The 17,870-nt window shown below is 35.2% G+C and carries 19 protein-coding genes, 1 tRNA gene and 1 pseudogene; 9 read left to right on the forward strand and 12 right to left on the reverse strand.

All coding sequences use genetic code 11. The features are described from left to right. Positions 1–33: 33 nt before the first annotated feature. The 4 genes from AC9UEH_RS07390 (at position 34) to AC9UEH_RS07405 (ending at position 3,114) form a co-directional block, all read left to right on the forward strand. Positions 34–1,176 (forward strand): Mrp/NBP35 family ATP-binding protein, encoded by a 1,143-nt coding sequence (locus AC9UEH_RS07390; RefSeq protein ID WP_509530272.1) that lies wholly within the window; start codon positions 34–36, stop codon positions 1,174–1,176. A 42-nt stretch (positions 1,177–1,218) separates the two neighbouring features. Then, entirely contained in the window at positions 1,219–1,458 is a 240-nt protein-coding gene (locus AC9UEH_RS07395) for a NifU family protein (RefSeq protein WP_509530274.1), read from the forward strand. A 262-nt stretch (positions 1,459–1,720) separates the two neighbouring features. Next, entirely contained in the window at positions 1,721–2,779 is a 1,059-nt protein-coding gene (locus tag AC9UEH_RS07400; protein WP_509530276.1) for an NAD(P)/FAD-dependent oxidoreductase, read from the forward strand. Between the two features lie 2 nt (positions 2,780–2,781). Beyond that, positions 2,782–3,114, forward strand: a complete 333-nt coding sequence (locus tag AC9UEH_RS07405) for a 2Fe-2S iron-sulfur cluster-binding family protein (RefSeq protein WP_509530278.1) — start codon at positions 2,782–2,784, stop codon at positions 3,112–3,114. Positions 3,115–3,151: 37 nt separating this feature from the next. Here the strand turns inward: AC9UEH_RS07405 and AC9UEH_RS07410 are convergent, their stop codons facing one another. From AC9UEH_RS07410 to AC9UEH_RS07430, 5 genes and pseudogenes are all read right to left on the reverse strand, one after another. Next, positions 3,152–3,937 carry a DUF3050 domain-containing protein gene (locus tag AC9UEH_RS07410; RefSeq protein ID WP_509530280.1) on the reverse strand — a complete coding sequence of 262 codons (786 nt, stop codon included), beginning with the start codon at positions 3,935–3,937 and terminating at the stop codon, positions 3,152–3,154. Between the two features lie 92 nt (positions 3,938–4,029). After that, positions 4,030–5,208, reverse strand: a complete 1,179-nt coding sequence (locus AC9UEH_RS07415; RefSeq protein ID WP_509530283.1) for an acyl-CoA dehydrogenase family protein — start codon at positions 5,206–5,208, stop codon at positions 4,030–4,032. Positions 5,209–5,401: 193 nt separating this feature from the next. After that, positions 5,402–6,115, reverse strand: coding sequence for a tRNA1(Val) (adenine(37)-N6)-methyltransferase (locus tag AC9UEH_RS07420; RefSeq protein ID WP_509530285.1), 714 nt, complete (start codon positions 6,113–6,115; stop codon positions 5,402–5,404). An 89-nt stretch (positions 6,116–6,204) separates the two neighbouring features. Continuing rightward, positions 6,205–6,729, reverse strand: a complete 525-nt coding sequence (gene rimM / locus AC9UEH_RS07425; RefSeq protein WP_509530287.1) for a ribosome maturation factor RimM — start codon at positions 6,727–6,729, stop codon at positions 6,205–6,207. Positions 6,730–6,930: 201 nt separating this feature from the next. Continuing rightward, positions 6,931–7,476 (reverse strand): annotated as a pseudogene (locus AC9UEH_RS07430) (30S ribosomal protein S16); the annotation flags it as partial. Between the two features lie 198 nt (positions 7,477–7,674). Here AC9UEH_RS07430 and AC9UEH_RS07435 point away from each other — a divergent pair. After that, positions 7,675–8,163, forward strand: a complete 489-nt coding sequence (locus AC9UEH_RS07435) for a DUF6252 domain-containing protein (RefSeq protein ID WP_509530289.1) — start codon at positions 7,675–7,677, stop codon at positions 8,161–8,163. A gap of 88 nt (positions 8,164–8,251) precedes the next feature. Here AC9UEH_RS07435 and AC9UEH_RS07440 read toward each other — a convergent pair whose 3' ends face one another. The 3 genes from AC9UEH_RS07440 to AC9UEH_RS07450 all read right to left on the reverse strand — a co-directional run bounded on the left by AC9UEH_RS07440 (position 8,252) and on the right by AC9UEH_RS07450 (position 10,491). Then, positions 8,252–8,533 carry a F0F1 ATP synthase subunit delta/epsilon gene (locus AC9UEH_RS07440; RefSeq protein ID WP_509530292.1) on the reverse strand — a complete coding sequence of 94 codons (282 nt, stop codon included), beginning with the start codon at positions 8,531–8,533 and terminating at the stop codon, positions 8,252–8,254. A gap of 77 nt (positions 8,534–8,610) precedes the next feature. After that, a complete protein-coding gene (gene atpD / locus AC9UEH_RS07445; protein WP_509530294.1) occupies positions 8,611–10,122 on the reverse strand; it encodes a F0F1 ATP synthase subunit beta in 1,512 nt (503 codons plus the stop codon). A 287-nt stretch (positions 10,123–10,409) separates the two neighbouring features. After that, positions 10,410–10,491 (reverse strand) — tRNA-Leu (locus AC9UEH_RS07450). Positions 10,492–10,642: 151 nt separating this feature from the next. On the opposite strand from AC9UEH_RS07450, the gene AC9UEH_RS07455 reads away from it, so the two are divergent. The 4 genes from AC9UEH_RS07455 to AC9UEH_RS07470 all read left to right on the forward strand — a co-directional run bounded on the left by AC9UEH_RS07455 (position 10,643) and on the right by AC9UEH_RS07470 (position 14,802). Beyond that, positions 10,643–12,031 (forward strand): dipeptidase, encoded by a 1,389-nt coding sequence (locus tag AC9UEH_RS07455; protein WP_509530296.1) that lies wholly within the window; start codon positions 10,643–10,645, stop codon positions 12,029–12,031. Between the two features lie 278 nt (positions 12,032–12,309). Continuing rightward, positions 12,310–12,681 carry a BlaI/MecI/CopY family transcriptional regulator gene (locus AC9UEH_RS07460; RefSeq protein WP_509530298.1) on the forward strand — a complete coding sequence of 124 codons (372 nt, stop codon included), beginning with the start codon at positions 12,310–12,312 and terminating at the stop codon, positions 12,679–12,681. After that, positions 12,678–14,123 (forward strand): M56 family metallopeptidase, encoded by a 1,446-nt coding sequence (locus AC9UEH_RS07465; protein WP_509530301.1) that lies wholly within the window; start codon positions 12,678–12,680, stop codon positions 14,121–14,123. Before AC9UEH_RS07460 ends, AC9UEH_RS07465 begins: the two co-directional genes overlap by 4 nt. Before the next feature lie 292 nt (positions 14,124–14,415). Continuing rightward, entirely contained in the window at positions 14,416–14,802 is a 387-nt protein-coding gene (locus AC9UEH_RS07470; protein WP_509530303.1) for a hypothetical protein, read from the forward strand. A gap of 4 nt (positions 14,803–14,806) precedes the next feature. On the opposite strand, the gene AC9UEH_RS07475 is transcribed toward AC9UEH_RS07470, so the two are convergent. The 4 genes from AC9UEH_RS07475 to ruvC all read right to left on the reverse strand — a co-directional run bounded on the left by AC9UEH_RS07475 (position 14,807) and on the right by ruvC (position 17,788). After that, positions 14,807–15,169, reverse strand: a complete 363-nt coding sequence (locus AC9UEH_RS07475; protein WP_509530305.1) for an MmcQ/YjbR family DNA-binding protein — start codon at positions 15,167–15,169, stop codon at positions 14,807–14,809. After that, positions 15,166–15,921, reverse strand: a complete 756-nt coding sequence (locus AC9UEH_RS07480) for a cyclase family protein (protein WP_509530308.1) — start codon at positions 15,919–15,921, stop codon at positions 15,166–15,168. The genes AC9UEH_RS07475 and AC9UEH_RS07480 overlap by 4 nt, the downstream gene beginning before the upstream one ends. An 80-nt stretch (positions 15,922–16,001) precedes the next feature. Continuing rightward, positions 16,002–17,138: a radical SAM family heme chaperone HemW gene (gene hemW / locus AC9UEH_RS07485; protein ID WP_509530350.1), complete on the reverse strand. Its 1,137-nt coding sequence runs from the start codon at positions 17,136–17,138 to the stop codon at positions 16,002–16,004. Between the two features lie 53 nt (positions 17,139–17,191). Beyond that, on the reverse strand, positions 17,192–17,788 hold the full coding sequence (ruvC, locus tag AC9UEH_RS07490) for a crossover junction endodeoxyribonuclease RuvC (protein ID WP_509530311.1): 597 nt from the start codon (positions 17,786–17,788) through the stop codon (positions 17,192–17,194). Positions 17,789–17,870: the final 82 nt, after the last annotated feature.

A 17,870-nucleotide genomic window follows, 5' to 3' on the forward strand; every position in this document is an offset into this window, starting at 1 on the left:
ATTTTCATATTAATTTAGATCAAGAAAACGGAAATGAAAATAGATAAAAAAGACATTCTCAAAGCATTAGAAACAATAACTATTGCTGGAGAGGGAAAAAATATGGTGGAGAGTGGCGCTGTCACAAATGTGGTAACTTTTGGTGATGATATAATCGTAGATTTAGTTTTGCACACACCCGCAATGCACATCAAAAAAAGAGCCGAAGACGACATCAAAAAAACAATTCACGATTTGGTTTCTAAAGACGCCAAAATCAAAGTAAATATAAAAGTTGAAACGCCAGAAGCCAACACCATCAAAGGGAAAGCTGTTTCTGGAATAAAAAATATCATCGCTATTGCATCCGGAAAAGGAGGCGTTGGAAAATCAACGGTTACGGCAAATATAGCGGTAACATTAGCAAAAATGGGTTTCAAAGTTGGAATTTTAGACGCCGATATTTACGGGCCTTCCATGCCAATTATGTTTGACGTGGAATCTGAAAAACCAATTTCAGTTACCGTTGACGGAAAATCTAAAATGAAACCTGTTGAAAGCTACGAAGTAAAAATTTTATCTATCGGATTTTTCACAGCACCAAGCCAAGCCGTTATTTGGCGAGGACCAATGGCTTCAAAAGCACTAAACCAAATGATTTTTGATGCCGATTGGGGCGAATTGGATTTTATGTTACTCGATTTGCCACCCGGAACAGGCGACATCCACCTTTCCATCGTGCAAGCATTGCCAATTACCGGCGTCGTTGTAGTAAGCACGCCACAAGCCGTAGCACTTGCCGATGCAAAAAAAGGAGTTTCGATGTTCACATCAGAAAGTATTAATGTACCCGTTTTGGGAATTATCGAAAATATGGCGTACTTTACACCCGAAGTCCCGATAGCTATCGGGATGCTTGAAAATAAATACTATATCTTTGGAAAAGAAGGCGCAAAAAACCTTGCCGAAGATTTAAATGTTCCCTTCCTTGGCGAAGTTCCAATAGTTCAATCCATTCGCGAAGCGGGTGATTACGGTCGTCCAGCTGCCTTGCAAACGGGGTCTGTAACCGAAAAAGTGTTTGAAGAAATTACACGAAAAGTCGTTCAGGAAGTGGTGAGTAGAAATGAAAATTTACCCGCTACCGAAGCCGTAAAAATTACAACAATGGCGGGCTGTTCAGCAGTTAAAAAATAAATAATTAGAGAGTTTAATCCATCTAATTGACACAAAAAAGTTATGACAATAGAAGAATTAACAACAAACGTAGAAAAAGCCCTCGAAGAAATCAGACCATTTTTGAATTCCGACGGCGGCGACATTTCACTCATTTCCATCGAGGATGGAAAACACGTGAAAGTGCGTCTCGAAGGGGCTTGCGTAGGGTGCAGCGTGAATCAAATGACACTAAAAATCGGTGTGGAAACAACCATAAAAAAGTTTGCTCCACAAATTGAAACGGTCATAAATATCAATTAAAGCATTTGGGCGTGACCCTATTTGCAATCACTATTTGATATAAATTCACGTTTTGTTCTTGCAAATACGGTCGAGCTTTTCGCTGCAAGTCCTCGTCAAGTTCCGCTTCGCTACACTTGTCTGTGGGCTATCCGCTTCACTCCCTCACGCGCTTCAGATGTCAAATCACAATTTTTCATAACTGACAATTATCATATACTAAACGCATTCTATTTTTAATCTTTGCCTCTTTGTAACTTTAAAATTCTTTTAACTTTTAAAAATGATTGAAACAGACATACTCATTATAGGCGCAGGTCCAACAGGGCTTTTCGCAGTATTTGAAGCAGGACTTTTAAAATTAAAATGCCACATTATTGATGGATTGCCACAACCCGGCGGACAATTATCAGAATTATATCCTAAAAAACCCATTTTCGACATTCCCGGATTTCCAACTATTTTAGCAGGCGATTTGGTAACGAATTTAATGGAGCAAATAAAACAATTTCAACCCGGATTTACCCTAAATGAAGTTGCCGAAACCATCGACAAATTAGAAGACGGAACATTTATCGTTACCACCAATAAAGGAACAAAGCACCACGCCAATGCCGTTGCAATTGCTGGCGGATTAGGAAGTTTTGAACCTCGAAAACCAATCTTAGAAGGCATAGAATTCTACGAGCAAAACGACCGTGGTGTAGAATATTTTGTAAAAGATCCTGAAAAATTCAGAGATAAAAAAGTAGTCATTTCTGGAGGTGGAGATTCCGCTTTAGATTGGAGTATTTTCCTTTCAAATGTAGCATCAAGTGTAACATTGGTTCACCGAAGAAACGAATTTCGTGGCGCATTAGATTCTGTAGAAAAAGTACAAGAACTAAAAGCATCTGGTAAAATAAAATTAATTACACCCGGAGAAATCGTTGGTTTCAAAGGCACAGAACACATTGAATCCGTAAACATCGAAACCAATGGCGAAATCATAAACATTGAAACCGATTATTTTATTCCGCTTTTTGGATTAACACCAAAATTAGGACCTATTGCCAATTGGGGATTAAACATAAATAAAAATGCTATACTAGTTAATAATTCGTTGGATTATCAAACTAATATTCCTGGAATCTACGCCATTGGCGATGTTAATAGTTATCCCGGAAAATTAAAACTAATTTTGTGTGGATTCCACGAAGCAACTTTAATGGTTCAAAGCGTGTATCAAAGAATGAATCCTGGAAAAAAATATGTATTGAAATACACCACAGTTTCTGGCGTTGATGGCTTTGACGGCACTCGAAAAGAAGCCGAAAAACAAGTTATAAAAGCAATAAAATAAAAATGGCTGAAGATATCCTAATAAAAATAACAGACCGAGATGGAACCGTTCACGAAGTTCAAGCGCCAACCGATATGAACCTCAACATTATGGAATTGGTTCGTATGTACGAGTTAGTTCCCGAAGGAACTATCGGAATTTGTGGTGGAATGGCAATGTGCGCTTCGTGTCAATGTTATGTTTTAAACGACATTGAAATCCCAGAAAAAGGCGATGATGAAGAAGCCATGCTTTCCGAAGCATTCAACGTAAAGCCCAACAGTCGCTTGGGTTGTCAAATACATATCACTAAAAAACTAGAAGGATTAGCAATAGCATTAGCACCTGAAGAATAAAAAAAAGCGAGAATAAATTCTCGCTTTTTTATTGAAACTAAACCAACTCAGTTTCTTTTTTGAAAATATTTTCTTCGATTGCATCCCAAAGCCCAATCCGTTTTTCTAAAGCTAAAACAGAAATTGTTTCGACTTCTTTCCATTTGGCTTCCTCATTTCCGCAAAGTTCTACGACCATTTGTAATGCTTTTGGTCCATGATCATCAGCATCTAATTCGATGTGTCTTTCGAAATAATAAATCAATTTTTTCAAGTCGGTTTGAGGAAAATTAGCTTGAAAATTTCTTAATATTTCGGTAAACATCGCTGGAATTAAATCTTCTCTACCAAAAGTGAAAGCAGCTGCAATTTCATGTGGTTTTCCTTCTTCAATTACTCTGAAAGTAAAATCTAAGAATGCTTTAATATTTGGGTGAATCGTGCTTTGTTTTATAGAAACAAATATATTTTGAGTAGCAATTACATGCTCGATAAAATTTTTAATTTCTGAGGTTGAAGCACCAAAAGAATGCATCGCTTCAAGGTACATTTCAAAATGACTTTGTCTCGCTCCTTCCATTGTCAAGTCAGATTCTTCTGCTAAAACAATTTCATTTATTAAATAACGAGTTTCCGGATTTTTAGTCGCAATCCAAGGCGTAGTTGTACAAGTAAGTTTAGATTGTAAGGCTTTCAATAAAGACATAAAATCCCAAACTGCATACACATGATTTTCAACAAAGCATTGCAAATCTTCAATAGTTTGTACTTTTTGATACAACGTATGTTGCAATAATGCTGTTTTTTGAGTTTGAATACTCCTATTTATAGTTTCGATATTCACTATGAGAATTTTTTGTACAAAAGTAAAAAAGCTTCTTGAAAACAAGAAGCTTTTACCCTGATTTTTATCAATATTTTAATAAATGTTTTATACTATTTAAAGGCAGGAATTCCAGTAATATCCATACCCGTAATCAATAAATGGATGTCGTGTGTTCCTTCATACGTAATCACAGATTCTAGATTCATCATGTGACGCATTATAGAATATTCGCCTGTAATTCCCATTCCACCCAAAATTTGACGTGCTTCTCGAGCAATAGTAATTGCCATATCAACATTATTTCGTTTTGCCATCGAAATTTGAGCGGTAGTTGCTTTTCCTTCATTTCTTAAAACTCCCAAACGCCAAGTTAATAACTGTGCTTTGGTAATCTCAGTTATCATTTCGGCCAATTTCTTTTGTTGTAATTGTGTTCCCGCTATTGGTTTGTCAAACTGAATTCTTTCTTTTGCATAACGCAGCGCAGTGTCATAACAATCCATTGCGGCACCAATAGCGCCCCAAGCAATTCCATAACGTGCCGAATCCAAGCATTGCATTGGAGCTCCAAGACCTGTTTTGCCCATCAAAATATTTTCTTTAGGAATTTTCACGTTATCAAAAATCAATTCTCCTGTTGAAGACGCACGAAGTGACCATTTGTTGTGAGTTTCAGGCGTTGTAAAACCTTCCATTCCGCGTTCTACAATCAAACCATGAATTCTACCTTCTTCATTTTTTGCCCAAACTACTGCGATATCAGCAAATGGAGCATTTGAAATCCACATTTTGGCACCATTCAATAGATAATGGTCGCCCATGTCTTTGTAGTTGGAAATCATGCTACTTGGATCAGAACCATAATTGGGTTCGGTTAAACCAAAGCAACCCATGAATTCACCAGAAGCTAATTTTGGCAAATATTTCAACCGTTGTTCTTCATTTCCAAATTTCCAAATAGGATACATTACTAATGAAGATTGAACAGAAGCTGTTGAACGAACACCAGAATCTCCTCTTTCAATTTCTTGCATTATCAAACCATAAGAAATTTGGTCTAAACCTGCACCGCCATATTCTTCTGGAACATAAGGTCCAAAAGCACCAATATCTGCCAATCCTTTTATGATTTGTGTTGGGAAAGCGGCTCTTTGAGCAAAGTCTTCGATAATTGGCGAAACTTCACGTTTTACCCATTCTCGAGCGGCATCACGAACTAATTTGTGCTCGTCCGTCAATAATTCGTCAAGGTTATAATAATCTGGAGCTTGAAATAAATCTGTTTTCATATTTTATCTTTTGGTTGAATCGCTAAAAGCGAAGTTCACTTTTTAATAGTCAAATGCAAATTTACATAAAGAAATGTAACAAACCGATTAACAATTGTTATATTTTTTCCTCTTTCTTATTGGAGCTTAATCCTGCTTTCCGTTGCAATCCTCGCTAAAAAGCGAGGGATTTCCTCTTTAATCAGGGCTAGGATTACATCTTTAAATAGAAATCTTTCGTGAGGGCAATATATTCTGGAGTATATTCGTGTCTGCTAATTTCGATTACCAGTTCATCTGAAGTTAAAACTGCCAATTCAAATCTTTTAAAAGCCAATAAACTTCGAATAATTTTGGTGTTTTGAGCGCCTTTAACGCGAGTAATTTTAATCGGGAAAAGTTCAACATTAGCGCACAATTCTATAAATCGATCTTCTTCATTGAAAGGAATAATTACAGAAAAAATTCCGTTTTCAGATAGCAATAAATCGGCGGCTTCTGCTAAATCTTCAAATGGCATCGCCTCTTGAAAACGAGCCAAGTCTCGTTGTTCATTTTCAGATCGGAAATCATCGGTATAAAAAGGAGGATTGGAAATAATTAAATCGTACTCCTCTTCTGGCTCTTCTACAAATTCATCTAAACCTGCGTGAAAGCAAAATAATCTATCACTCCAAGGGGAATTTTCAAAATTATCTACCGCTTGTTCATACGCATTTTCATCAATTTCTAAAGCGTCAATTTGGTCGGCGTTGCATCTTTGCGCTAGCATTAAAGCAATTATTCCGGTTCCTGTTCCAATGTCTAAAACTGATTTTGGATTATTGTCTATTGGCGTCCAAGCACCTAACAAAACGCCATCTGTGCCAATTTTCATAGCACATTGATCTTGGTTAATACTAAATTGTTTGAATTGAAATAGTGACATTGTGATTTAAGATTGAAGATTTTAGATTTTAGATTTCTGATTTCAGAATTTTTGATTAAACGATTAAACAAATAACCGAATACACTTTTCTAAAGGTACATTTCAACCAAACCTTCAGGTAAATCCATCAAAACTTTCTTGTTTTCTCTATCAATTTTTACAAGGAAATGATCAATCATAGGTATTAGCATTTCTACATCGCCATTGAGGACTTCAAAAAGTGGTTGTGCGGTTGTGTCGTTTACAGAAACGATTTTTCCTATTATTCCACAGCGTTTGTCTTCAATTTCAAATCCGATAACTTCGTGAAAGTAGAATTTATTACCCGTGAGTTTTGGCAACATTTTTATAGGAAGATATATGGCATTACCAATAATAGCGTCTGCGTCTTCCTCGGTAGTCATGTCTTCAAATCGAATTCTAAGGAAATCGTTTTTATGAAGGGAACTACTTTCAATAAAAAAAGGAACCAAGTGTTTGTTGCATTCAACAAACACTGATTCCAAATTTTCGTATAACTCTGGTTCGTCCGTATCTAAATAGGCAAGAACTTCCCCTTTGAAACTAAATTTTTTTGCGATTTTACCTAAATAGAAACAATCTTCTTTACGCATGAATCGCTAAATGAATTAAGCTTGAGCTTCTTCGTTATTTTCTTCAGCAGCAGGAGTTTCATCAACTACAACTTCTTCAGTTACAACCTCAGCAGCAGGAGTTTCTTCAACTTCAGCAGGAGCTTCTTCTGCTACAACCTCAGCTTCTTCAGCTACAGCAGCAGGAGTTTCTTCAACTTCAGCGACTTCTTCTACCTCTACTTCAGCAACAGGAGTTTGCTCCGCCTGTTCGCTTACGCTCGAGTCTTCAACTTCTACTTCTTCAACGGCTGACTCAGCAGCTATTGCATCCGCTTCAGCTTTAGCAGCATTTGCTAAACGTTTAGCATTTACATCTTGTTCCGCTTTAAAAGCTTTCTTTTTAGCATCCGCTTGCGCTTTTGTTAAACCGTCTTTTTTAGCATCCACTTTTCCTGATTTTGCTTCTAACCAAGCAGCTAATTTTGCGTCAGCTTGTTCTTGAGTTAAAGCTCCTTTACGAATTCCTCCGTCAAGGTGATGTTTCAATAAAGCTCCTTTGTAAGATAAAATTGCTTTCGCAGTATCTGTAGGCTGAGCGCCATTGTGTAACCATTTAACAGCGCTATCAAGATTTAAATCGATAGTTGCAGGATTTGTGTTTGGATTGTAAGTACCAATTTTTTCTAGGTATTTACCGTCTCTTTTTGAGCGAGCATCAGCCGCTACAACCCAGTAAAAAGGTTTACCTTTTTTACCGTGTCTTTGTAATCTAATTTTTACAGACATAATCGTGTGATTAAATTTTGAGGTACTCGACCTCTGTTAATTAAGGGTGCAAATATACATAATTTTTCGAATGTAACTAATGTGCTTTTACTAAATTTATTAAAAGCGGTTAAATAAATAAAATTTAGTTTAATTTCTATAAAAAATTTTAGCATTTTTGTATAATTAGTCTATTTTTGTAACTATAAAAATGAAAAAATGAAAAAAATAATATCCTTATTCTTAGTCATAATTGCATTTTGCTCTTGTACGCAAGAAGTGACATTCAATAGTCCTTCTGTTCAAGGGACAAAAGACAACTATTTTTGGAGAGCAAAAACTTCAAGCGCTTCAGTTGATATCCCAAATGCGACTATCCGAATTGTAGCATTAAGCCAGTTTGAAACTTTGACATTATCTATGCCGCTTCCTACAATTTCACAATCCTACCCTGCCACTACTTTATTAGGAACGGGTCAAATAAGTGAAGCTACTTTTAGTTATGCTGTAAATGGGCAAAATTTATTTTATGCAACTGGAACAAATACTGATGACGGACAGATAATCCTTACAGAATATGACTCGGTTAACAAAACTGTAAGCGGAACATATCGTTTCAACGCTTACAACACAACAAATAATCCGTTGGGAAACACTTTGGTGAACTTCAAACAAGGCGTCTTTTATAAAGTTCCTGTTTTGAATTAACATTCAAAAAGCAAAATTCTTTTTGAATTAGACATAAAAAAAATGCTCAATAATAATTGAGCATTTTTTTTATGTCTAATTGTTTTAATTAATCCACTAAAACAATTACTTTATTGTCTTTTAATTCAATTGTTCCCGAAGTAATGGCAAGAGTATAATTTTGCTCATTTACTTTCGTGAATTTATCAGCGGATTCTTTACTGAAATTAAAATTCAAAGCCGCAATTTTAACCAATCCGTCTTTCAATATCGAAACAATTGGCGCGTGATTATTCAATAATTGAAAGCTTCCATCAACTCCAGGAAGAGAAACCGAAGTTACTTCTCCTGAAAATAATTGTGCTTCTGGTGATACTATTTCTAAAATCATTTTTTTAATTGATAATTGATAATTGATAATTGATAATTTTTACATTGTCAATTGTTAATTATCCATTGTTAATTGAATTATGCTTCCGCCAACATTTTTTCTCCTGCTTCGATAGCGTCTTCAATTGTTCCTTTGAGGTTGAAAGCTGCTTCTGGCAAGTGATCTAATTCTCCATCAATGATCATATTAAATCCTTTGATAGTGTCTTTAATGTCAACTAAAACTCCTTTTAATCCTGTAAACTGTTCTGCAACGTGGAACGGTTGAGATAAGAAACGTTGTACACGTCTTGCTCTTGAAACCGATAATTTATCTTCTTCAGACAATTCTTCCATACCCAAAATCGCAATAATATCTTGTAATTGTTTGTATTTTTGAAGGATTTCTTTTACTCTTTGCGCACAGTCATAATGCTCATCACCAAGAATTTGTGGCGTTAAAATACGAGAAGTAGAATCCAATGGATCTACCGCTGGATAAATACCTAATTCGGCAATTTTACGAGACAATACGGTTGTAGCATCAAGGTGAGCAAATGTAGTTGCTGGAGCTGGATCGGTTAAATCATCCGCAGGAACGTAAACCGCTTGTACCGATGTAATAGAACCTTTGTTTGTAGAAGTAATACGTTCTTGCATCGCTCCCATTTCGGTTGCTAATGTTGGTTGGTATCCTACTGCAGAAGGCATACGACCTAAAAGAGCCGAAACCTCTGAACCTGCTTGTGTAAAACGGAAGATATTATCAACAAAGAACAATACATCTTTTCCTTGATCTGAACCAGCACCATCACGGAAATATTCTGCGATAGACAATCCTGACAAGGCTACACGAGCACGAGCTCCAGGAGGCTCATTCATTTGACCGAAAACGAAAGTAGCTTTTGACTCTCTCATTCCTGGCATATCTACTTTAGATAAATCCCATCCACCTTCTTCCATAGAATGCATGAATTCATCACCGTATTTTATAATTCCTGACTCTAACATCTCACGAAGTAAGTCATTTCCTTCACGTGTTCTTTCTCCTACTCCTGCGAATACTGAAAGTCCACCGTGACCTTTTGCTATATTGTTAATCAACTCTTGAATCAATACTGTTTTACCAACACCAGCACCACCGAACAATCCAATTTTCCCTCCTTTTGAGTATGGCTCAATTAAATCGATTACTTTAATACCTGTGAATAAAACTTCTGATGAAGTTGATAAATCTTCAAATCTTGGTGCTTGACGGTGAATTGACATTCCGTTTTCGCCTGTTTTTGGTAAATCTCCTAAACCATCAATTGCATCTCCGATTACGTTGAATAAACGACCGTAAACATCTGGCCCAATTGGCATTTTTATGGGATTTCCAGTGCCTACAACTTCATAACCTCTACTTAAACCATCCGTAGAGTCCATCGAAATGGTACGAACTGTATTTTCACCAATGTGAGATTGTACTTCAAGTACTAATAATGTACCGTCTTTCTTAGTGATTTCTAATGAATCATAAATTTTTGGAAGTTCGACATCTTTACCATTGAAAACTACATCCACTACTGGCCCGATGATCTGCGATACTTTTCCTATTACTTTTGACATTGCTTATGTATTTATTAAATAGCTAATTAGGTTTGTGAAATTCAAATTTCCTAAACACATTGTATAGGTTTGTTTTTCAAAGCGCAAAGATAATTTTTTAAAACATAAAAATCAATACAATTTTGAGAAAAAAGCAGGTTTTTTTATTATATCATTTTTTTGGATAAAAAGAGGCTTTATTATGAAACAAAAAAATAAAAATAACACAATTTGCATTCTATTTACTGCTCATTTAATTTCAAAAAAAAACTGCCCAAAGTATAATTTGGGCAGTTGCATTTAAAAAGTGCGGATAATAGGACTCGAACCTACACGCCTTGCGGCACCAGATCCTAAGTCTGGCATGTCTACCAATTTCACCATATCCGCAAAATTGTGAGTGCAAATATACAACTAATTATAAATTATGACCCGAAAAAAATAAAAATTTATATTTTTTGAATTGGTGAAGCAATTATAAATTATAAGTTTTTTCAAAGTCTTTTTTTGTATTTTTGGAATTCTAAAAAACTACTGAATTATGAATACAATAAAAGCGTATGTTCAAGAAAACAAGACTCGCTTCATAAACGAGTTAATCGAATTATTAAAACTACCTTCTGTAAGTGCCGATGCTGCTTATTCTCAAGACGTTATCAATACTGCCGATGCGGTAAAAGTAAGCCTTGAAAAAGCAGGTTGCAACTTTGTAGAAATTTGCGATACTCCAGGATATCCAATTGTTTTTGGCGAACATATTATCGATAAAAATCTTCCAACGGTTCTTGTTTATGGTCATTATGATGTGCAACCGCCAGATCCAATGGAATTATGGACTTCACCACCGTTTGAACCTGTAATTAAAACTACCGAAATTCATCCCGAAGGAGCTATTTTTGCTCGTGGAGCGTGCGACGACAAAGGGCAAATGTACATGCACGTCAAAGCATTTGAATATATGGTGCAATCCAAAACATTACCCTGCAACGTGAAATTCATGATTGAAGGTGAAGAAGAGGTAGGTTCTAAAAGTTTGAGCTGGTTTGTAGAACGCAACCAAGAAAAACTAAAATGCGACGTAATTCTAATTTCTGATACGGGAATGATTTCCAATCAGCAACCCTCAATTACTACTGGTTTAAGAGGTTTAAGCTACGTAGAAATAGAAGTTACAGGTCCAAATCGCGACTTACATTCGGGATTGTATGGCGGTGCTGTTGCCAATCCAATAAACGTGCTTGCCAAAATGATTGCCTCCCTTCACGATGAAAACAATCACATTACCATTCCTGATTTCTATGATAATGTCGAAGAATTATCGCTTGAAGAACGCGCCGAAATGGCAAAAGCGCCTTTCAATTTAGATAATTATAAAAAAGCATTGAACCTCAACGATATTTATGGCGAAAAAGGATATGTAACCAACGAAAGAAATTCCATCCGACCAACATTAGATGTCAACGGAATTTGGGGCGGCTATACTGGCGAAGGCGCAAAAACCGTTATTGCAAGCAAAGCGTATGCTAAAATCTCCATGCGATTAGTTCCAAATCAAGACTGGGAAACCATCACCGAATTATTCACAAAACACTTCACAAGCATTGCTCCTGCTGGTGTAACCGTAAAAGTCACACCGCATCACGGCGGTCAAGGCTATGTAACACCAACCGATAGCATTGGCTACAAAGCTGCAAATATGGCTTACACAGAAACCTTTGGAGTTCCCGCAATTCCAGTACGTTCCGGCGGAAGCATCCCAATTGTGGCACTATTCGAAAAAGAACTAAAAAGCAAAACAATCCTTATGGGATTTGGTCTAGACAGCGACGCCATTCACTCGCCAAACGAACATTTCGGAATTTTCAACTACCTGAAAGGCATCGAAACCATCCCGTTATTCTACAAATATTTCGTCGAATTAAGCAAGTAAAACAGCTTATATATTTACCAAATCCGTTCAGCAATGAGCGGATTTTTCATTTGGGCGTGCCCTCGCTTTGAACGTTTTGACTAATTACAATATTTTTCGTAAACTCGGTCGGGCTGTGCGCTGCAATCTTTGTTCCATTTCATTCCACAAAGGATTTCCGCTGCCATCCCTCACGCGAGAAACCGAGAAAGCCAAAAAAATGTTAAATTTTGCTCTATGTTTGTAGAATAGATTTTTATTTCTACATTTGTAGAATAAATTCTAATAACGTAGAACAAATGCAATTATCAAACTCAGAAGAACAATTAATGGAACACCTTTGGAAACTTGAAAAAGCCTTTATGAAAGATTTACTCGAAGCGTATCCAAAACCAAAACCCGCAACAACAACCGTTGCAACGTTGTTGAAAAGAATGATTGACAAAAAATTTGTTTCCTATACTGCATTTGGGAATTCAAGAGAATATTTTCCATTGGTAAAAAAATCAGATTATTTCTCAAAGCATGTGAACGGTCTAATAAAGAATTTCTTCAATGATTCGGCATCACAATTCGCCTCTTTCTTTACAACTTATACTAATTTGTCACAAAAAGAATTAGAAGACCTCAAAAAAATAATTGACGTTCAACTTCAAAAAAAGAAATCATGACCGACTTTCTAATAAAATCTACGTTAAGTTTAATTGTTTTAATTTCGGTATATTTCCTTATTTTGGAAAACGAAAAAATGGCTGTTTTCAATAGAATCTATTTATTGTTCAGCATATTCTTTTCTTTTTCACTACCTTTTATTACTATAGAAGTTTTGGCAGATGCTTCAAATGCACTACTTCAAGAAACTGTTTTTAAACCAGAAAACGTTATAATAGCTGTTGCCGACGATGCTGTCAATTATTTCGAAATAGTTTTTTGGGTACTTTATGGAATTGGAACCGCATTTTTCTTAATCCGATTTGTGAAAAACATCCATAACATCACTTCCAGAATAAAAAGAAATCCAATTGTAAAATATAATAATTCAAAATTGGTTTTGGTAGATGAAAAAATACCTCCACATACTTTTTTAAATACGATTTTCATCAATAAAAGTGATTATGAAAATAGAAATATAGAGGATGAATTATACACACACGAACTTACACATGCTACCCAAAAACACACTTTGGACATTCTATTTATTGAAATCATTAAATGCTTTTTTTGGTTTAATCCAATTTTGATTTTTTATAAAAAAGCAATCCAACTCAATCACGAATTTCTTGCTGATGAAAAAGTAGTAAATTCTTATAATAATATCCCAGTTTATCAAAGCTTACTTTTATCAAAAGCGAACGAAAAACAACCGTATTACTTGGCCAGTAATTTAAATTATTTAGTAACCAAAAAACGATTAATTATGATGAGTAAAAAAACGCCCATTTCAATTGCAATTCTTAAAAAAGTTGCTTTAACACCAATTTTTGCTGGACTTATCTTCTTTGTGTGTGTAAAAAGTATAGCACAAGAAAAAGAAAATAAAACAAAAAATAAGGTTTCTGACTCAAAAGAAATAGAAGTTATTAGCTATTTTGACAACACCACTTTTAAAATAACAAATAATGAGGGTGTCGTTGTAGCTGAAAAAAAATTCAATGAATTGACACCAGAAGAAAAACGGAAAATTCCGCCTCCTCCGCCACCGATGCCGCCTAGACCAATTTATTTTAAAAATGAAGTAAAAAAATATAGTGAACAGAAAAGTCTTGAGAAAGTTATTGAGATTAAAACAAATGACGAACCACAATCAGAAACTTTCGAAGACATCATAAAACCAAGTTTCCCCGGTGGAATGGGGATGTTCTTTAAATATGTGGGTAACAATTTTAAAATCCCTGAAAATTTTAAAGGGAGGGGAAAAATTTATATAAAATTCATTGTTGAAAAAGATGGTAGCATAACAGATATAGAAATTATCCGAGATATGGGATTTGGTCTTGGAGACGAAGCAGTTCGAGTTCTAAAAGAATCTCCAAAATGGATTCCTGGACAAGTAAATGGAAAACCAGCCAGAATGATGTATAGTTTACCAATTACAATTAATTCAAATATATAACTAAAAAAGAGGAGAATTATATTAATAACGAAAAAGGGCAAGCAGAAATAGCTCAAGCTATTTTAAATTTTGTTTCAGACATAAAATAAGAAATAGATGAGTTTTTCCCTGCTATCCCTCACCCGAGCTGCCGTTTCAGAATTATGATTTTAGAATGATTTCAAACCCGACAGGTTTTTAAAACCTGTCGGGTTTTTTCTATAGGAATGCTAAAGAAATGTTAGTTTTTTGGGGATTTAGATTATTTGAAATATTAATTTATACTTTAGCTTATTAAATAATTGTAAATCCTATGGTAAAGAGAATATTGTTATTATTTGTAATTACAATTTTGACTATAAATTGTAGTCCAAATGATGAAAAACAAAATTTGGATATTAGCGTAACTGGAAAAGTGACCAACCAAAGAAATATTGGAATTGCAGGTGTTTCTATATATGTTCAACGCGGACTACCAGGAAATTATGTTGCGACTAATTATAATAACTATGAAATTCTAACTACCGATTCCTCTGGAAACTACAGTTATTTAGTAAAAAATGACACTTACTGTTATAGAATTTGCTGCGGAACTCCAGCAGGATATACAATTGTAGGGGATTGGATAGTAGATGTAGACCAAAGTATTATTAATAGTCATACTATTCCAAACGTAATCAATTTTAAATTTACTCAATAATTTATTACCTCAAAACTTCCAATTGTACTTTCTTGGTTAGGCTTTTGAAAACCAAATCGTAGGAATGGTCAATTAATTTTTTGATTAGGGAATCGGGCACGTCACGGTTGATTTCTATGGTGTTCCAATGTTTTTTACTTGCGTGAAAACCTGGTTTTATGTCGTCGTATTGTGCTCGTAATTCTTCTGCATAATCTGGATTGCATTTCAAATTTACAGACGGCATTCCTTTCTCCCATTGGGTTAACGACGATAATCCAAACATTTTTCCGCCGACTTTAAATACTAAAGTTTCTTCGTCAAAAGGGAAATGTTCGGTAACACTTTTTTTGGAAAGACAATATTCGTAGAAGGTTTCTAAGTTCATTTTTTAATTGCAAATAAAATAGGTTTGCTTGGACTTGCATCGTTTTCAAAGGGTGCAATCTGTAAATTCAATAAATAGCTTCCGTCATTTACCGCATCATTTACAAAAATCATTTCTGTAATGGTGGAATTTATGCGGGCATCGGCGTTCAAATTAACAATATCTTTTACATTCCAAAAGGCTTTGTGTGCCAATAATTTTCCTTGATCGTGTTCCTTATCAACGCTTGGCAAATCAATTAGCAAATGTTGGATGCCGCTTTCACGGATGAAAATCGCAGCGTCTTCAGACAAATATGGCGGATTGGTATTGGAATATTTCATTGATAATTTCTCGGAACTATTGGGCAATGTTCGGATGATAATGGCTTCTGGTGACGTTCTTTTTAACGCATTTTTAATTTGAATTTTTGTAATTACCAAGTCGTCATTTTGTAATTCTGGCTGAACAGAAATCAATTCTGCCAAAAAGAAAAACTGCTTTAAAGATTGATTAATCGAGTAAAAATCTTTGGTAATGTGTCCCAAACATTCGGTATGTGTTCCGTGTCCGTGGGGATTAAAGAAGATGTTATTGAAATTGGTAGAACTTCCCTCGGAAACTTTTCCAATCCAATCACCAAAAACTACAGGTTCCATGATTGGTTTTTCCAAATACCACGCAATCGGATTTTCATCGGTATTGGACAATGAAATGGAAATATCAATGGGTTTTGATAAGTCAACTTCGAAATTATTTATTTTTGCTATCATAATATATTAAACCACAAAGATCACAAAGGTTTCACTAAGTTCACTAAGATTTGTTTTTCTTTGTGTACTTTGTGGTTAAACTACTCCAAATTTAAGTAAAATAAGTCTGATGCAATTCCATCTGTCAAAAACTTTCCTTTTTTTGTAGGTTTTAATATATTTTCATCAATAAAAACCAAATCGTCATTCAAGAATTTCTGAACTTGCGTCATCAAATAATCAGTATAAATAATTCCAAAATCCTTTTCTATTTTATCCAATGAAACGCCCCAAATTGTTCGTAATCCAGTCATTATATATTCATTATAGCGATCTGTAATTGTTAGGATTTCTTCTTCATTTGGAAGTTGATTTTCTTTTAATGCCTTTATATAAAGCGAATTATTAGAAACATTCCAACTTCTGGAAATGCCATTATAACTGTGTGCCGAAGGACCAATTCCAATGTATTTTTTACCAAGCCAATACGACGAATTATTTTTAGAAAAGTAATTCTCCTTTCCAAAATTCGATAATTCGTAATGTATAAAATCATTTGCTTCAAGCTGTTCTACCAAAATAGAAAAATGCTCTTGAGCAATATCATCATTTAGTTTTTCAATTTTTCCAGTCTGAATTAATTTGTGCAAAGCAGTTTTCGGTTCGACTGTTAAAGCGTAACTCGAAATATGCGGAATGCCAAAAGACAACGCAATTTCAATATTTTTTTTCCATTTTTCATTGCTCATTCCAGGAATCCCATAAATCAAATCGAGCGAAATGTTATCAAAATATTTAGTGGCAATTGTCAAACATTTTTTGGCTTCTTCGGAATTGTGCGCGCGATTCATCAGCTTTAAATCGTCCTCAAAAAAAGATTGAATTCCAATGCTTAAACGGTTGATTTTTGTTTGTGACAATTCAATAATTCGTTCTTCGGTTAAATCATCGGGATTGGCTTCAATGGTAATTTCAGGGTTTTCGATAACATAATAATTCTCATAAACGGTTTCAATCAGAAATTTTAAATCGGCAACTTGCAAAACAGAAGGCGTTCCTCCGCCAAAATAAATAGTTTCCACTATTTCATTCTCAAATTCACTTTTACGCAACTTTAATTCATTGGCAATAGACATAACCATCTCGTCTTTCTTCTTCAATGAAGTCGAAAAATGGAAGTCGCAATAATGGCAGGCTTGTTTGCAAAAAGGGATGTGGATGTAGAGAGCCCCACCCATCCTCCCCAAAGGGGAGGGGCCAAAAAGACTTTCATTATTTAAATCATCCATATTTATTTGTTCTTTTTTGGAACATTTATGGACAAACTATTTCCCCCTTTGGGGGTCAGGGGGCTGTTCTGTTTCACAAAAGCATCCCAACCCGTATAACTTTTTTCGCCAACTGTTTTTCCTGAGTTAAAAAAATGACAAACGGCTGCTGCCAATCCATCGGTGGAATCTAAATTTTTCGGTAATTCTTTAAGTCCTAAAAGTTGTTGCAACATTTTTGCCACTTGCTCTTTGGTTGCATTTCCATTTCCAGTAATGGCCATTTTTATCTTTTTGGGTTCGTATTCTGTAATGGGAATATCTCGCGAAAGTCCCGCTGCCATTGCAACTCCCTGCGCTCGTCCGAGTTTCAACATCGATTGTACGTTCTTCCCGAAAAAAGGGGCTTCAATAGCAATTTCGTCAGGATGATGCGTTTCGATTAACTCAATGGTGCGTTCAAAAATGATTTTTAGTTTTTGGTAATGGTTGTTGTATTTGGACAATTGCAACTCATTTAATTGCAAAAATTCCATTTTCTTACCGATAACTTTAATCAAACCAAAACCCATAATGGTCGTTCCAGGGTCAATTCCTAATATGATTCTCTCTTTTGTCAATTTTGGATTCGTTTCAGTGTTTATTTATTACTTTAGCCCATTATTATAAATTTATACAAATTCACCCTTTTTAGGGTTGGGC

Origin of the sequence: Flavobacterium sp., from assembly GCF_040402835.1 — a bacterium.
Taxonomy (GTDB): Bacteria; Bacteroidota; Bacteroidia; order Flavobacteriales; family Flavobacteriaceae; genus Flavobacterium.

Bases quoted from the DNA above. Each gene is read 5' to 3' on its own strand.
- AC9UEH_RS07390 (WP_509530272.1), top strand. From the start codon at position 34: ATGAAAATAGATAAAAAAGACATTCTCAAAGCATTAGAAACAATAACT.
- AC9UEH_RS07395 (WP_509530274.1), top strand. From the start codon at position 1,219: ATGACAATAGAAGAATTAACAACAAACGTAGAAAAAGCCCTCGAAGAA.
- AC9UEH_RS07400 (WP_509530276.1), top strand. From the start codon at position 1,721: ATGATTGAAACAGACATACTCATTATAGGCGCAGGTCCAACAGGGCTT.
- AC9UEH_RS07405 (WP_509530278.1), top strand. From the start codon at position 2,782: ATGGCTGAAGATATCCTAATAAAAATAACAGACCGAGATGGAACCGTT.
- AC9UEH_RS07415 (WP_509530283.1), bottom strand. From the start codon at position 5,208: ATGAAAACAGATTTATTTCAAGCTCCAGATTATTATAACCTTGACGAA.
- AC9UEH_RS07420 (WP_509530285.1), bottom strand. From the start codon at position 6,115: ATGTCACTATTTCAATTCAAACAATTTAGTATTAACCAAGATCAATGT.
- rimM (WP_509530287.1), bottom strand. From the start codon at position 6,729: ATGCGTAAAGAAGATTGTTTCTATTTAGGTAAAATCGCAAAAAAATTT.
- AC9UEH_RS07435 (WP_509530289.1), top strand. From the start codon at position 7,675: ATGAAAAAAATAATATCCTTATTCTTAGTCATAATTGCATTTTGCTCT.
- AC9UEH_RS07440 (WP_509530292.1), bottom strand. From the start codon at position 8,533: ATGATTTTAGAAATAGTATCACCAGAAGCACAATTATTTTCAGGAGAA.
- atpD (WP_509530294.1), bottom strand. From the start codon at position 10,122: ATGTCAAAAGTAATAGGAAAAGTATCGCAGATCATCGGGCCAGTAGTG.
- AC9UEH_RS07455 (WP_509530296.1), top strand. From the start codon at position 10,643: ATGAATACAATAAAAGCGTATGTTCAAGAAAACAAGACTCGCTTCATA.
- AC9UEH_RS07460 (WP_509530298.1), top strand. From the start codon at position 12,310: ATGCAATTATCAAACTCAGAAGAACAATTAATGGAACACCTTTGGAAA.
- AC9UEH_RS07465 (WP_509530301.1), top strand. From the start codon at position 12,678: ATGACCGACTTTCTAATAAAATCTACGTTAAGTTTAATTGTTTTAATT.
- AC9UEH_RS07470 (WP_509530303.1), top strand. From the start codon at position 14,416: ATGGTAAAGAGAATATTGTTATTATTTGTAATTACAATTTTGACTATA.
- AC9UEH_RS07475 (WP_509530305.1), bottom strand. From the start codon at position 15,169: ATGAACTTAGAAACCTTCTACGAATATTGTCTTTCCAAAAAAAGTGTT.
- AC9UEH_RS07480 (WP_509530308.1), bottom strand. From the start codon at position 15,921: ATGATAGCAAAAATAAATAATTTCGAAGTTGACTTATCAAAACCCATT.
- hemW (WP_509530350.1), bottom strand. From the start codon at position 17,138: ATGGGTGGGGCTCTCTACATCCACATCCCTTTTTGCAAACAAGCCTGC.